We start from the raw sequence: 13470 nt of genomic DNA, 5'->3' as shown, positions 1-13470 counted from the left end.
ATCCATCGATAATCTCGCCCGACCCTTCGAGGAAATCCCATGCGATCTGGACGGCGTTCTCTACAAGGACGTGCACACTCTCACTCATGGGCATTAAACGTCGGAATGAACAGGTACGTTCCTACAGCGAAGGGCCCCACGGATACGGGGGCCCTTGAACAGCCTGGAGAGAGGAGATACCCCAAGACCCTATGTCAGCGGCTGAAGGCCCGGCGAACTCATTCACTCATCCAGATAAGCGTGGTCTCAACCTGCCGAGCTTTCTTCCCTAGCTGCTCGCGCTCGGCGCGGGCAGGATCTCTGATCGCAAATTGCGCTGTTTGGCGGCCCATGCCGAATCGGTGCGAATGCGGGGCCGTCTACCGCAGAATTCACCTAGGCCGTGTACCTAAGAGCCCGCTGTCGCCTGATGTCAGCGTAAGCCCAATAGCGGCCGAGAAGCAGCAATCTTCCGATGTCGCTGTAGAGTCACAACCGGACCTGGAACCATTCGGTGGAGTGGACGAGGCGGCCCTACGGACGGCATGGTGGCTTCTTTTCGCTCGCCGCGGGTGTTTCCTTTCTATGGCGGAGAAGAGCATGCAGGGATCGCTGGAAGAAAAGGTTGGTGAAGGCGCCTTCTCGGAAGCCTACGCCTCGGCGCCCGGTCGGGTTGAGAAGCTGTTCAAGGCTGGCGTCTCTCATCTGGTCGGCCAGCACGAAGTACGCATGCTCCGCGTCGTGCACGCCGCCGGCGTCCCGGTTCCGCCGGTGTTCGGAGAAGTGACGCTACACGGGCGGTTCGGCATCGTGCTGGAGCGCCTCGACGGACCGACCTTGTGGCATCTTTCGCGGACCGGCGCCGTGACGTTCGAACAGGCGGGCGCCATCGTCCCGGCTCTGCCCATGTCTCTTCACAAGACGTCGCCGCCACCTGAGGTCGTCTCCATGCGCGAGTGCGACAAGGTGCCGAAGAACATCGCCGCCGAAATCCTCGCGCTGATCGATCGCCTATCGCCCGGCGGCAGGCTTTGCCATTGCGACCTGAGCCCGGCAACGTGATCAACGGAAGGTCCAAATCGTCGACTGGAGTTTCGCGATGCGCGCGCCCGTCGCCGTCAAATTGTGCTTGAGACCCCGACTGGTCCTTAAACCGCCTGACCGACATCGGCGATAGATCGACAGGCGATGGGCCATCCGCGATCCTGGCCGTGAGCGCCTCGCCGACGGTCGGCGAGATCGACAGCCCGGCAACATTGCAGCCGCTTGCGAAATAGAAGCCGGTCGCGCAGCTTGGCTTCGACCTCGATGAAGGACATGCCGCTCGACATCGGCGTGCCTCATGCAGCCGCCGATGAGGTGTGAAGGATCAGCTCCTGTACCAGTGGCCTGCTTGATTTGGGTCGCCTCTTTTGGCCAGTACTGTAGCGCGACTTCACCGCAGTCGACGGCCAGTGCTCTTGAGGGCGCCAGAGCGCTCCGCGACACAGGAACAATGCGATCTTCGCTCGGTTTGATGAACATGGATCAGTTCTGGCTTATGCTCATTGTCAGCAGCCTCTGCGTGCTCGTCATTTCAGGCATCGCGGCGCTGCAGATTGCCATGGCGGTCTAGCGCGGAGCGCTTCGCTCCATCCACGGGAAATGTGCAGCCTCTGTAAGGCTGAGATTCGATCGCCACAAAGGCGAGACCCGGCGCGTCGGTGGCATCAAGCGCTTGCGCTGCCCTTCAGACGGGCAATTGCTTTTTCATGTGCAGATAATCTGGATTGAAGTCTCCTAATCGCTGGAGTTCTCGCCATTTTAGAACGACGAGTTCACCGTCGCGGAAATCCATCGTGCCCGACGCCCGCAGCTCATGAAGCGCGCGATTGACGGAGGCGATCGCCATCGCGAGGGTGTCTCCAAGCTGACCGAGCGTCAGCGGTACCGCGCACTTGTTGCCCTTGTTGAGCCGAGAGACACGTGCGCGATAGAACAATTCGCAAAATAGATGAGCCATTCGGGTCGGCATTGCTCTTGCACTGTTGTTCGTGATGGCCTCGCGAAAGATGGCGGCATCCAACAGAGTCTCCCGCCAGATTGCGATTCCCAGCGTGGGGCGACGCTCAAAAGCCTTTAAGGCCACCGCAGCAGCGCCAACCGCACAAAGGGCATGATCCATCCTTTCGATGAAGAGGCCCTGAGCATCGGGTAGATCGCCCGACATGTGGAAGGAAAGGAATTGCCGGCGTCCTCCCTTCAGAAGGTGATAGCGTGCAACCATTCCTGAGACGACCAGCACCGCGTGTTCTGGTTCATCTCCTTGACGGATAATGTCCTCGTCCGGCGCGACCTCCTTAGTTGCCATAGACAGATCGCAGATCTCTGCAATGTCTTCGTGCGGAAGACGAGAATGCTCCTGCAGATTGCGTATGAGAGTCTGGTGGGGTTTATCCAATGACGATCCGATTTTTTCGATTTGCGTATCAATTGATACGCCAAGGTGGTCATTGCCCCCTAAACTCAATGCGGCCAACAAGGTTTCAATTATTGAGGTGTCATCGGGCAGGACTACACGAAAGCAAGTAGGTCGCGCGGGCACCGCCTCGACCTCTACATTGGAGACCTCATGAGAAAAGTCCTGGCGCGGGCGCTGGATCTCCTGCGAGGAAGGCGGCATCGTCCTCCTGGCGCCTATTTAACCCTACCGATGTCCGATGGGGAATTGGCGGTCGAACTCCGCAAAATTCAGCGCGCGGCCTTGTCGCTCGCGCGAGCGTCGGTGCAACACCCACAGCACCTGAAAGAGCTGGCGCAACAAGATGCGCAGAGCGCCGAACGAGCGCGCAAGTTGGTGAGCAAGTCTCTCGCGATATTGCGCGAGCCTATGCCCGATACGTTTCTGGGCCGTCGGGGCCCCGGGCCGGGTCTTCCCAAATTGGACAACGAGTAAGTCTAACCACCCTAAGTTCGTTAACCGAAGCTGCAGGGCCGCAGTGATGTTTCTAGGCGGTCTTATATCAGGGGCTTAGATGCGTTGATCGCTTTTGGACCTCGTCGGCCAGCCTGCGGTGATGCGCAGCCAACTCGGCGAATATTTTTGGTCGCGTTGCCGAGAGCGACAGTCGGCAAAGTCGTCGGGTTAGCCGGTGATCTTTGCGAGAGGGCCCGCAGAAGACGAGGAGGCTGAATTATCGACCGTGCTAGATCAGATCGGCCAACTGTTCGCGAAGCGGAAGTGGCCTAGAATTGTGAGGCCTTGGTAGTAGCTAACTTAGAGTGCGGAGACGGTAATTGAGAAAAGGCCGTAGAGTACTGTCTTTGGCGCTATTCCGGGGCCCGCGCCCTGGCCGAATGGCGGGAATCGGGGATAGGTGCGCGTCACCCCGCGCGCTGCGGAGCGTAGCCCGGCAGGCCATGCTTAGGCTGATCGGAAACCAGGCTGCGTAATCCCCGCTGTTTGCAGATGAGCGGCGTCTTATCCGAGCCGAGGTGACGCCTGACACGTTCGGTGGGTCGCGCTTCAGACAGCCCGAGCCAAGCGGCCGTCCGCACGTCGTCGAAGCGAACGCGGTTCTGCCGGGGTACGCAGCCCGAAAGCGACGAAAGACCGGCCCGTGAGCTCATACGGGTCGCCCATGGGAAAATCGGAAAGCTCGGTGTCGGGCTGATTGGTATCGACCAGCCCTTCCCAACGCACGCCCACGGGAACAACAGGTAAGGTGAAATTCACCACATCGTAGTGCGCGTTGTAAAGCAACAGAACCGTGGCGTCCTCGCCGCGGCGTCGAACACCGGACTCCTGCGCACGCCCGTCGAGAAGCATCCCGAGGCATTTCGCATTGCCGTCGTCCCATTGTGCCTGTGTCATTTCTTCACCGGTGGGCGAAAGCCAGGTGACGTCCTTCACCTCCAAGTCCTCATTGTACGTGCCGACGACGAAGCGCGAACGCGAGAGGATTGGAAACGCTCTCCGGATCTCGATCAGCTTGCGCGTGAAGTCGCGAAGGGCGACGCCCTTCCGGTCGATGGCCAGCCAGTCAAGCCAAGTCGTTTCGTTATCTTGTGCATAGGCGTTGTTGTTGCCGCCTTGAGAATGTCCGAACTCGTCCCCAGCGAGAAGCATCGGAGTGCCGTGCGACAGAAACATCGTGGCGAGGAGGTTGCGCTTCTGCCTCTCGCGAAGTGCGGATATCTCGGGATCGTCGGTCGGCCCTTCGACGCCATGATTCCAGGAGTGATTGTTCGAATGGCCGTCACGATTGTCTTCGCCGTTGGCCTCGTTGTGCTTGTCGTTGTAGGATACGAGGTCGTTGAGATTAAACCCGTCGTGCGCGGTGACGAAATTCACGCTGGCCCAGGGTTTTCGGCCGCGCTTGTTGAACAGGTCTCCCGAACCGGAAATCCTTTTGGCGAGATCAGGCAGCATGCCGGCATCGCCCTTCCAGAAGCAGCGGACCGTGTCCCTGAACTTGTCGTTCCACTCCGCCCACCCGGGCGGAAATTGGCCTACCTGATAGCCACCCGGGCCTATGTCCCACGGCTCCGCGATCAGCTTGACGCTCGACAGCACCGGGTCTTGGCGGCACGCATCAAGGAACCCGCCTCCCTCGTCGAAGCCATAGGGCTCCCGGCCCAGAATTGTCGCAAGGTCGAACCGAAAGCCGTCGACACGCATCTCGGTCGCCCAGTATCGGAGCGAGTCCGCCACCAGTTGCAGAACGCGCTGGTGTGAAAGGTTGACCGTGTTGCCGGTTCCCGTATCGTTAATGTAGTAGCGCTTATTTTCCGGCAGCAGCCGATAGTAGCTCGCGTTGTCGATGCCCTTGAAAGATAACGTCGGTCCGAGCTCGTTGCCCTCGGCAGTATGATTGTAGACGACGTCGAGGATGACTTCGATACCTGCGGCATGGAATTGGTTGACCATGGTCTTGAATTCGTTTGCCGAACCCGTTTGTAGGTATCGGGGCTCCGGCGCAAAGAACGCCAGGGAATTGTAGCCCCAATAGTTCTTCAGGCCTTTTTGCACGAGATAGCTGTCGTCGACGAATGCGTGAACCGGCAGCAATTCAGCGCTCGTTACTCCAAGGGAGCGCAGATATCCGGGCATCTGCGAGTTTGCCAGACCAGCTAATGTGCCTCGCTCTGTCTCGGGCACCAGGAGATGAAGCTTGGTGAAGCCTTTGACGTGCATTTCGTAGAGGATCGTGCGTTCCCACGGCGTCTCCGGCTTGCGCGCCGAGCCCCAGGTGAAGGCGGGGTCGATGACGCGGCACTTCTGCATCAACGTAGCACTGTCGCTATCTTCGAAAGACTTGTCCTTGTCAGGATGATCGAACTTGTACGCGAAAAGCTCGGGTCCCCACTTCAGTTGGCCAACCAGCTGCTTGGCGTAAGGGTCGATAACGAGCTTGTTCGAATTGAAGCGATGTCCGGCATCAGGTTCGAAGGGGCCGTGAACACGATACCCATAAACCGTGCCGGGACGAGCCGATGGAAGATACCCATGCCATACTTCGTCCGTGTACTCCGGTAATTCGATGCGTTCCAGCTCACGCTCACCGCGTGCGTCGAAGATGCAAAGCTCGACCTTGGTCGCGTTGGCCGAGAACAGCGCGAAATTTACGCCGAGACCGTCCCAGGTCGAGCCGAGAGGAAAGGGTTTGCCCTCTCGGACGCTCGTGCGCTTGAGCCATCGTGCGGCCCGCGCCAACGTGTCCGTCGTATTATTGTCCATCGGAAAGCCCATCCCAACGGGCAACAACGGCTTCGCTGGCCTAAGAGTTCCAGCCGACTAATGGACAATTGCGCATTGCGTTAAAGCGAACTCGCGGAAAAGACCGCACGGGGCGAGCACGCTAGACGCCCGCGGAACTGTTATCGCCAGTGTTGATGGTCGGCGCTGGCACTTGTTCGGAATACCGGCAGCTTACAGATATCATCTCCGCTGCGAGCGAAGCAGCCATCGCGGCTTCGCAGGAAGTGGAAAAGAAACTGAACAATCGGCGCGACTAGCCGAACCCTTCAGCGTCATAGGTCGCGTTACTCCGCCTTCGGATGATAGTCAGCCGGGCGCTGACCGCCGCCTCGGTACGGCCGAGCTTCTGGGCGATCTCGCGCCGTGTCATCCCGGTCTCCCGGATCAATTGCAATAGCTCCGTTCTCTTCTTCAGCGGACCACGATCCTGCTGACATGAACCCCTCCAACTTGTTCCGTGATGAAATGCCAGTAGTAATTGCAGATTCTTGGAGCCGCGTCCGCCCGGTCCGTGGGCCGATCGGGAACCAGTTACGGCATCTGCGTGTAGTCCAGGACGAAAGCCGCGAAGGGATTGTTAGATGCAACTCGCAACGCTACCGGCCACAGCCTTCAAGTCGCCGGCCATTAGCCTCTCGGGCATTGTCGACTACAACATGTACACCGCCTTTCGAACGCAGTTCGACAACGCGGCCGATAAAGACCTTGTCGTGATCGAACTGTCGACCTTGGGCGGCGACCCCGAGGTCGCCCGAATGATGGGGGAGGACGTGCGGTTCGCGAGTGAGACGGAGCCGCAACGTCGCTTCGTGTTCCTCGGTAAGGCTGTGATCTATTCGGCGGGCGTTACGTTCATGAGCTTCTTTGCGCGGCCGAACAGGTACCTCGCGCGGGGCACGCGACTGATGATCCATGAACGCAAGCTTTCGAAGAGCTTGGTGATCGATGGCCCTTTAACAACATGCATTGCGGTTGTGAGAGCGACGCTCAACGAAATCGAATGCTCGATCGCCATACAGAACGAGGGCTTTCAAAATCTAATCCTGGGATCGAACGTAACGATCGATGAGGTCATGCAGAAGGCGCCGTCAAACTGGTATTTGGAGGCGCAGGAGGCGAAGACGTTGGGTCTGATCGAGACGGTTCTGTAACGCCCCGACACGATGCGACAACGCGGTAGCAGCGAGGTCCCCGAGTAGGGACTTCGCCCGTCGTTTGCTCCGCGGGAGACGCTGCGATGAAATCCTGTCGCTCACCAATCGAATCGGACCGAGTACCGCTGCTTCAGCCTCAGTTCGGTGGTCTTTGCCGAGATGAGGACCTGCGCTTGATCAGTGCCATCACGCATGACGGGCACCAAAGTCCAATCAGTACCGGAGGGGATGATTTCGACGTGGCAGACATGCTCTCCGCCCGGGAGACTGCGCAGCTCGCGCAGAGCGATGAGTTCGAGATCTTTGGCGCATGCCATTGTGATGGGCACGGGAGTGCTCCTGGGCTCTCATCCCAGCATGAACTCGGGCAGCTCCGTGCTGTTCCTAAGGCAATGGGCCAGCGCGAAAGGGGGAATTGCCATATGCGCGCACTCCTATGCGAGACAGCAAAACGGCTCCCCGACCATGCTAAAGACGGAGCCGCAGCGTGGTCGGTTGAGGTTCGCTGGAGTTGTTGGTTGTCCGGCCGCAACAGCCGGTGCCGACCGCGGCTCTGCACCGGCGAGGCCCTGGATGGGGACCTCGAGGCCTCGCCTTGCGGTATGGGCGCCCGGCCTTGGAGGAGCCGGGCAGATGCTATCCCAAGCTTCCTTCGGCGCGCCGTCAAGAACTCGAAGGATTAGGCGAGCAGGTCCTTGCCCGGCTGGAGCATCCTCACGAACGTTCCGCTCTCGTGATACTCGAGCCAGCCTTAGGCGATCGCATGCTGTAGGCTAGTCCAATACTCAGCCGGCGTTGCCTCGTCCTGGTAGATCATCGGATAATTGATCTTCTCGATGTAAATCCTGCCGTTCTGGATTGGCTCAAATGCCCGGGCGTGTTCCATGATCCTGCGGGCAGCTTTCTCGGGGTCGGAGTAGGGGCGGTCGCCGACGTGCTTCATGCTCCCTTGGCTTTAGTTGACGGGAGCATCGAAGCGATCCTCCATTCGATATAGTCGTAGAGCCCAGCCCAGTGGTGAACAAGCTTTCCGCATCGCTGGCAAGCAAATGACCCGGACGTGTTGGTGTGCGTCGCGCTCCGCTCCTGGACCGCTGAATAGAGGATGCCGCAGCCGGTACAGCTAAAATGAATGGTGACAAGGGGTGCCATAATGGCTGCAAAACTAGCGAACTCACTTAGGGTTCCTCAAAGCCGGCCGAAGCGTCGCTTGCCCCGTTGCTCTTCATCTAGAGTGAGCATGAAGCGCTGGAGTGGGCAGGGAGATATCAAGGCCGGCTGTTAGAGAACCGAAACAAAAAGTCAGGCTGAACCCGTGTCTATTCGGTATGCGATACTTCTAGAAACGTTCTAAGCTTGCCTTTTTGGGGCACTGAGGTGAGGGACATGTCCTTTGACCAGATGGCCGCTACAGTGGACTGGCTTGATGCTTACCGCGCTGGCGACCTTGAAGAGATACTTGGCATGTTTGCCGACAACGCGGTGATCCATTGTGATTGCGGAGGCCAAAAGACCCTGACGGGTAAGAACGCGCTCCGAGCTTATTGGATCGATCGTCTGAAGCGCTACCCGGCCTTCGGTCTGAATGACATGAAGCCAAAGCACGGTGATGTGGCGATATCGTACATTACCACCAGCGGCATTGTTGGTGCCGTCCTGACGTTCGACACAACTGGGCAGATTAAGTCGGTTAGCTGCGGTCCAAAACTCCGAGAGTGACCACGAGACCTTTTTTCGGGGGCAGTCGACAATCTGTACGTAACGACGCACGCTACGCGCTTGCGGTGTTTTTACTGAGCATAGCTATTAGGATCTAAAGGGCTCTGTCCGCAATCCTCTTGAACCCAATGGACGAACTGAGAGAGCGGGGCGCGCCTGCCTTCCTGGATGGTCGTCGATAGTCCTCTTTGCTGCAGCTATCGCTTGCCGCGTGCTTTGATAGGTCATCGTTCTAATGGTTTGACCGCCCGCCAGAGGCGCGATTTCAACCAAGAACCCGCCGCCGGGTTGCTCGACGACCACCAGCCGGTTCGCTGAATATTCGAGATTGTCACTCACGTCCGTGGTCCCGTTCCGTGTCGAACAAACAATTGTGACGGGCGCAGGGTTCCTGCCGAGTGAGCATGCTTCGTTGCGGCGCCGCCGCAATTTGGCAACTAGGTCGACGGCGGGTTCATGGTCGAGATCTTCGTCGTCATCAATGCCACCATGGCTGCGCTTGCACGGATGGCCGCCCTGGCGTGAGCACTCCTTGCAGCGCATGTAGCGATAGCTGGCGCTCAGGGCCTCGCCGAGGGTAGGACGGTTGGCCCGGCCTTGGAAGGCGAGCATCCCGCCGCGCCTCCCCAGCCCGATCGGTTAGATGCCGGACGGTGGCGCCGAACATCTACTCCCGAGACTTCCTGCCCATGGTACGCGTCCGGTGACGGCCGCCTTGCCGAATGAGGCGCGGTGTTGAGAACTGTCCTTATGGACAGTGATAAGGTCAGCACCAAGTCGGACGCCTCGAAGTGGTCGAGACAGGTCGGCGACGACGTTGGTCCGAGGATGAGAAGCTCAGGATCGTCCTGGAGAGCTTACAGGCACCGCGCCAGGTGACCGCGACAGCACGGCGATATGGTATTTCTCGCTCATTGCTGCTGCGAGGGCGGCAGTTGTTTCGGCCCGAGAGGCTGACGGCGGGACGATTGAGATCGAGTTTGCGACCGGGGCTCGGATGCGGATTACGGGTGCGGTCGATGCGGCCACGCGGACGGCCGCGGTCGCGGCGCTGGCTGATGGGCAGCGGTGATGATCCCCATTGCGTCGGGCGTGCGGGTGTGGATTGCGACCGGCCACACTGATATGCGTCGCGGCATGAACTCGCTGGCGTTGCTGGTGCAGGAACCCTTGCACCGTGACCCGCACGGCGGCGACCTCTATGTGTTCCGTGGCAAAAGCGGCAACCTGATCAAAATTCTTTGGCATGATGGGCTGGGCATGTCGCTCTACGCCAAGCGGCTGGAGCGCGGCCGCTTTCTCTGGCCGTCGTCGGCTGATGGCGTGGTGAGAATCACCCCAGCCCAGCTTGGCTATCTGCTGGAGGCTATCGACTGGCGGATGCCGCAACATACCTGGTGACCGCAGGCGGCGGGCTAATCGCTGGGATTTGAATCGGTGGCACGATCAGCGGTTCGGACAGAGATCGCGTCTTGTGATTCTCTGGTCGGCGATGGGTGCCGATGATTCTCTTCCCGACGATGTGACCACGCTGCAAGCGATGCTGCGCGCCGAGCGAGCGGCCTGGTTGGTCGCGGAAGCCGAGGCACAGGCGGGGACCTTGCTGATCGAGAAGCTCAAGCTCACGATCAAGAAGCTCCGGCACGAACAGTTCGGACAGTCCTCCGAGCGAGGCGCATTGCTGGACCAACTCGAGCTACAGCTCGCCGACCTGGAGGAGAACGCGGCGTAAGCTGAGACTGCGGCGCAGATGGCAGTCGAGAAGATAGCGGTGCCGTCGTTCGAGCGCCGCAAGCCAGCCCGCCGGCCGCTGCCGGAGCATTTGCCGCGGGAGCGCATTGTCTATCCAATGCCTGCCACCTGCCCATGCTGCGGCGACAGCCGATTGCAAGATTGGCGAGGACGTGACCGAGACGCTGGAGCTCGTTCCGCGCCATTGGAAGGTGATCCAGCACGTGCGCGAGAAGCTCGTCTGCCGGGCCTGCGAAGCGATCGCCCAGCCGCCGGCCCCCTCGCATCCGATTGCGCGCGGGCGTGCAGGACCCAAGCTGCTGGCCCATGTTCTGTTTGCCAAGTAGGTCTGCACCTGCCGCTCAATCGTCAGAGCGACGTCTACCAGCGTGAAGGCGTCGACCTCGACGTGTCGACGCTCGCGGACTGGGTAGGTGCCTCTGCGGCAACCCTGATGCCTCTCGTCGATACGATCCGCAGCCACGTCATCGCAGCCGAGCGCATCCATGCGGATGACCCCACGGTGCCGGTCCTGGCCAAGGGCAAGACCCGGACCGGCCCCCCAGGAGCAATGACACGAGCAAGGCGATCAATTACTGCCTCAGCCGCTGGGATGCATTTAGCCGCTTACTTGATGACGGACGGCTTTGCATGTCGAACGATGCTGCTGAGCGTGAGCTACGGGCGGTCGCCGTAGGAAGAAGGAACTGGACCTTCGCTGGCTCCGATGAGGGTGGCCGGCGCGCTGCTGCCATCTACACCCTCATTGCCACCGCCATCTCAACGACATCGATCCACAGGCCTGGCTTGCCAACGTGCTGGCCCGCCTGCCAGATCACCCAACCAAGCGCGTTCACGAACTGCTGCCTTGGAACTGGAGTCGGCGCACGCGCGAAGCAGCCTGATAGTGCAGCCGCTCCGTCTGGATCAATCTAGCCAGACCATCTCAATTTGAAGGGACACTGGCATGAAGTTGCACGCAAATGCTCAGACCTGCCCGCGCTGCCGCTTTCTTATCGTTTCAAGGGTCATCAACGGCGAGAAGCCTGCATCGGTGGCCCGGGATTTCCAGGTCAGCGCCAAGACCATCTTCAAGTGGGTTGCGCGGTTTCGCTCAGAGGGGTCAGTGGGTCTCGATGATCGAAGCTCTCGGCCACACCGTATTGCGCGCCGCCATTTGCAACCCGGGAAAGAGCTGAATGACGCCGTTTTCGCTCTGCTGCACACGCCGCCTCGTGATAGTGGCTTCAACCGGACGACATGGCGATTAGTCGATCTCCACTCCACTCTGCGAGCGAAGGGAGTGTTGACGACGATGAACAACCTCAGCGCAGTGATCAAGCAGGCGGGATATCAATGGAAGAAGGCGCGGGTTACGCTGACTAGCTCAGATCCGCACTACAGTGAGAGGGTGGATGCGATCAAAAAGGTGCTCTCAGAGCTCAAGGATGACGAAGCATTCTTCTCAATCGACGAATTCGGGCCCTTTGCCGTTAAGATGCGTGGAGGCAAGGCTCTTCAGCCGCCTGGCAAGGTTCGGCATGTACCCCAGTGGCAGAAGTCAAAAGGCACACTAATTGTGACAGCTGCGCTTGAACTGTCGTGCAATCAAATTACCCATTTCTATTCTGATCGAAAGAACAGCACCGAGACCTGCAAGCTGATCGACCAGTTGAGGCGCCAGTACAAGGCTTATCGTCATATTTACCTCTCCTGGGATGCTGCGCCATGGCACTCATCCGAGCAGCTCGTCAACCACATTGAGTTCCTTAACGGCTGGGCTGACTACGAGGGAGCGCCTCGCATTGAGATACTACCGCTGCCCGCGCAGGCCCAGTTCCTAAACGTAATCGAGTCAGTGTTCAGTGGAATGGCGCGCGCAGTCATCCACAATAGCGATTATGCCACCGTGACTGATGCTCAAGCCGCGATTACGCGGTACCTTGAGGACCGAAACCGCTCGTTCGCCCTCGCACCTCGAAAGGCTGGCCGTACAATCTGGGGACCGGAGCGAGTGCCCGCCACGTTCACGACGACGAATAACTGCAAGGACGTCCGATATCGCTAGAGATAGCAAGTTCAATGCAGACCGGATGCTTACAGCCCATGCCGTAGGCCTTCCGGTCCGCTGGTCGCCCTCGCCGTGCAGCCCAGAGGCGGCGCCGATATTCATTTGGTCCGGATCGTCGGGGCAGTGCGCCGACCAGATCGCAAAAGTACGCCGCCGGGCTCGGAATGGTTTGTCCCGGCGGCGCCCTGTCATTCCCAGCGCTGAGGCCCTGAAATTCCCAGTATCCGTTACCTAGCAGGCTTACAGCCAAACAGCTGTTGCCTAACTCACACAGGCTACAAGCGAGGAGCCGACGCCAGGGCCGACACGCCAGCTCCTCCCGAAACGAGACCATACTCAACTATTCCCCAGTACCAGTCCCGTCCCAGGTAGGGGAGTAAGGCACTCTGTTTTCGAGCGAGCGCGTTCCGTTGGTGAGCCCCTCCGTGGGAGCGTAGACGCGCGCTCCCCGGCGTTTAGGACTTTAACCGCGATCAATCCTATGAACGTCACCCGGCTTCAGATGCAGATTCGCGAACATTTTCTGCTGCTCTGGCGTCAGTGGAATGTCCAACACGTCCGCGGTCCAGCCCTCTGGGACGGCGGCAAGCACGAGGGTGGTCGCTTGGCTTGGCTTTGCCAGCGCTATCCAAATTTGCGTTCGCCTGTCGTCGCCAGTTACCTCGACGACGGTGAAGGATGTACCGAACGATTGGGCCATTTCGTTCAATACACTAACGTTCGCCTTGTTTCTATTCCGAGGCGCCGTCCCTTAGACCGCGATTCACCTTTAAACCTTCATGCAAAGTGCCCAGCGTCTTGGGCGGCTGTAGTCCTGGCGATCTCAGCCACTCATTGATGTGCGAGGCCGTTTCGGCCTGACGGGCGCGTCTAAGATATAGCTCGCGCTGGGTGCCTGGAGGCAGTTCTGCTGCAGCTTCTTTGAACTTCGTGGCCTCTTCAGCCAATCGCTCTTCGAATGTCTTGGTGTGCTTGGTTCGGTTGCGACGCTTGATCACGCTGCACCTTTCTGTTGGAGAAGGCGGGAGCGCAAAGCGGCGATCTCATCACCGATAGGAGCCACGGGTCGGGCGGTG

The 13470-nt window shown here is 59.4% G+C and carries 13 protein-coding genes and 1 pseudogene; 7 read left to right on the top strand and 7 right to left on the bottom strand.

Features of this window, described 5'->3' with window-relative positions:
* The first annotated feature begins 579 nt into the window (after positions 1 to 579).
* Entirely contained in the window at positions 580 to 1041 is a 462-nt protein-coding gene (locus ACVIW0_RS27190) for a hypothetical protein (protein WP_461355149.1), read from the top strand.
* Between the two features lie 86 nt (positions 1042 to 1127).
* On the opposite strand, the gene ACVIW0_RS27185 is transcribed toward ACVIW0_RS27190, so the two are convergent.
* The 3 genes from ACVIW0_RS27185 to glgX form a co-directional block, all read right to left on the bottom strand.
* Positions 1128 to 1310, bottom strand: a complete 183-nt coding sequence (locus ACVIW0_RS27185; RefSeq protein WP_461355148.1) for a hypothetical protein — start codon at positions 1308 to 1310, stop codon at positions 1128 to 1130.
* A gap of 398 nt (positions 1311 to 1708) precedes the next feature.
* Complete coding sequence (locus ACVIW0_RS27180) at positions 1709 to 2419, bottom strand: Crp/Fnr family transcriptional regulator (RefSeq protein ID WP_461357434.1); 711 nt, start codon at positions 2417 to 2419, stop codon at positions 1709 to 1711.
* 1065 nt (positions 2420 to 3484) lie between these two features.
* Positions 3485 to 5698 (bottom strand): glycogen debranching protein GlgX, encoded by a 2214-nt coding sequence (glgX, locus tag ACVIW0_RS27175; RefSeq protein WP_461355147.1) that lies wholly within the window; start codon positions 5696 to 5698, stop codon positions 3485 to 3487.
* A 602-nt stretch (positions 5699 to 6300) separates the two neighbouring features.
* On the opposite strand from glgX, the gene ACVIW0_RS27170 reads away from it, so the two are divergent.
* Positions 6301 to 6870, top strand: a complete 570-nt coding sequence (locus ACVIW0_RS27170; protein ID WP_137479178.1) for a peptidase S14 — start codon at positions 6301 to 6303, stop codon at positions 6868 to 6870.
* A 101-nt stretch (positions 6871 to 6971) separates the two neighbouring features.
* Here the strand turns inward: ACVIW0_RS27170 and ACVIW0_RS27165 are convergent, their stop codons facing one another.
* On the bottom strand, positions 6972 to 7202 hold the full coding sequence (locus ACVIW0_RS27165) for a hypothetical protein (protein WP_461355146.1): 231 nt from the start codon (positions 7200 to 7202) through the stop codon (positions 6972 to 6974).
* 422 nt (positions 7203 to 7624) lie between these two features.
* On the bottom strand, positions 7625 to 7816 hold the full coding sequence (locus ACVIW0_RS27160) for a hypothetical protein (RefSeq protein WP_461355145.1): 192 nt from the start codon (positions 7814 to 7816) through the stop codon (positions 7625 to 7627).
* Positions 7817 to 8259: 443 nt separating this feature from the next.
* On the opposite strand from ACVIW0_RS27160, the gene ACVIW0_RS27155 reads away from it, so the two are divergent.
* Positions 8260 to 8592: a nuclear transport factor 2 family protein gene (locus ACVIW0_RS27155; RefSeq protein WP_461355144.1), complete on the top strand. Its 333-nt coding sequence runs from the start codon at positions 8260 to 8262 to the stop codon at positions 8590 to 8592.
* Between the two features lie 87 nt (positions 8593 to 8679).
* Here ACVIW0_RS27155 and ACVIW0_RS27150 read toward each other — a convergent pair whose 3' ends face one another.
* Complete coding sequence (locus tag ACVIW0_RS27150; protein WP_461355143.1) at positions 8680 to 9204, bottom strand: hypothetical protein; 525 nt, start codon at positions 9202 to 9204, stop codon at positions 8680 to 8682.
* Positions 9205 to 9383: 179 nt separating this feature from the next.
* Between ACVIW0_RS27150 and ACVIW0_RS27145 the strand changes: the two genes are divergently transcribed.
* The 4 genes and pseudogenes from ACVIW0_RS27145 (at position 9384) to ACVIW0_RS27130 (ending at position 12391) form a co-directional block, all read left to right on the top strand.
* Positions 9384 to 9716, top strand: a complete 333-nt coding sequence (locus ACVIW0_RS27145; RefSeq protein WP_461355142.1) for a transposase — start codon at positions 9384 to 9386, stop codon at positions 9714 to 9716.
* The gene (tnpB, locus tag ACVIW0_RS27140) at positions 9664 to 9993 is read left to right on the top strand and encodes an IS66 family insertion sequence element accessory protein TnpB (protein WP_461355141.1); all 330 of its coding nucleotides are present in this window, start codon (positions 9664 to 9666) and stop codon (positions 9991 to 9993) included. Before ACVIW0_RS27145 ends, tnpB begins: the two co-directional genes overlap by 53 nt.
* 91 nt (positions 9994 to 10084) lie before the next feature.
* Positions 10085 to 11228, top strand: a pseudogene (gene tnpC / locus ACVIW0_RS27135) (IS66 family transposase).
* A 62-nt stretch (positions 11229 to 11290) separates the two neighbouring features.
* Complete coding sequence (locus ACVIW0_RS27130) at positions 11291 to 12391, top strand: IS630 family transposase (RefSeq protein WP_461355140.1); 1101 nt, start codon at positions 11291 to 11293, stop codon at positions 12389 to 12391.
* A 734-nt stretch (positions 12392 to 13125) separates the two neighbouring features.
* On the opposite strand, the gene ACVIW0_RS27125 is transcribed toward ACVIW0_RS27130, so the two are convergent.
* Positions 13126 to 13392 (bottom strand): hypothetical protein, encoded by a 267-nt coding sequence (locus ACVIW0_RS27125; RefSeq protein ID WP_461355139.1) that lies wholly within the window; start codon positions 13390 to 13392, stop codon positions 13126 to 13128.
* Positions 13393 to 13470: the final 78 nt, after the last annotated feature.

The organism is Bradyrhizobium sp. USDA 4454, assembly GCF_054822705.1.
Note: the sequence above shows the minus strand (reverse complement) of the source record. Positions and strands in the feature narration are given on the sequence as shown.

Bases quoted from the DNA above. Each gene is read 5' to 3' on its own strand.
- ACVIW0_RS27190 (WP_461355149.1), top strand. From the start codon at position 580: ATGCAGGGATCGCTGGAAGAAAAGGTTGGTGAAGGCGCCTTCTCGGAA.
- ACVIW0_RS27185 (WP_461355148.1), bottom strand. From the start codon at position 1,310: ATGTCGAGCGGCATGTCCTTCATCGAGGTCGAAGCCAAGCTGCGCGAC.
- glgX (WP_461355147.1), bottom strand. From the start codon at position 5,698: ATGGACAATAATACGACGGACACGTTGGCGCGGGCCGCACGATGGCTC.
- ACVIW0_RS27170 (WP_137479178.1), top strand. From the start codon at position 6,301: ATGCAACTCGCAACGCTACCGGCCACAGCCTTCAAGTCGCCGGCCATT.
- ACVIW0_RS27160 (WP_461355145.1), bottom strand. From the start codon at position 7,816: ATGAAGCACGTCGGCGACCGCCCCTACTCCGACCCCGAGAAAGCTGCC.
- ACVIW0_RS27155 (WP_461355144.1), top strand. From the start codon at position 8,260: ATGTCCTTTGACCAGATGGCCGCTACAGTGGACTGGCTTGATGCTTAC.
- ACVIW0_RS27150 (WP_461355143.1), bottom strand. From the start codon at position 9,204: ATGCTCGCCTTCCAAGGCCGGGCCAACCGTCCTACCCTCGGCGAGGCC.
- tnpB (WP_461355141.1), top strand. From the start codon at position 9,664: ATGATCCCCATTGCGTCGGGCGTGCGGGTGTGGATTGCGACCGGCCAC.
- ACVIW0_RS27130 (WP_461355140.1), top strand. From the start codon at position 11,291: ATGAAGTTGCACGCAAATGCTCAGACCTGCCCGCGCTGCCGCTTTCTT.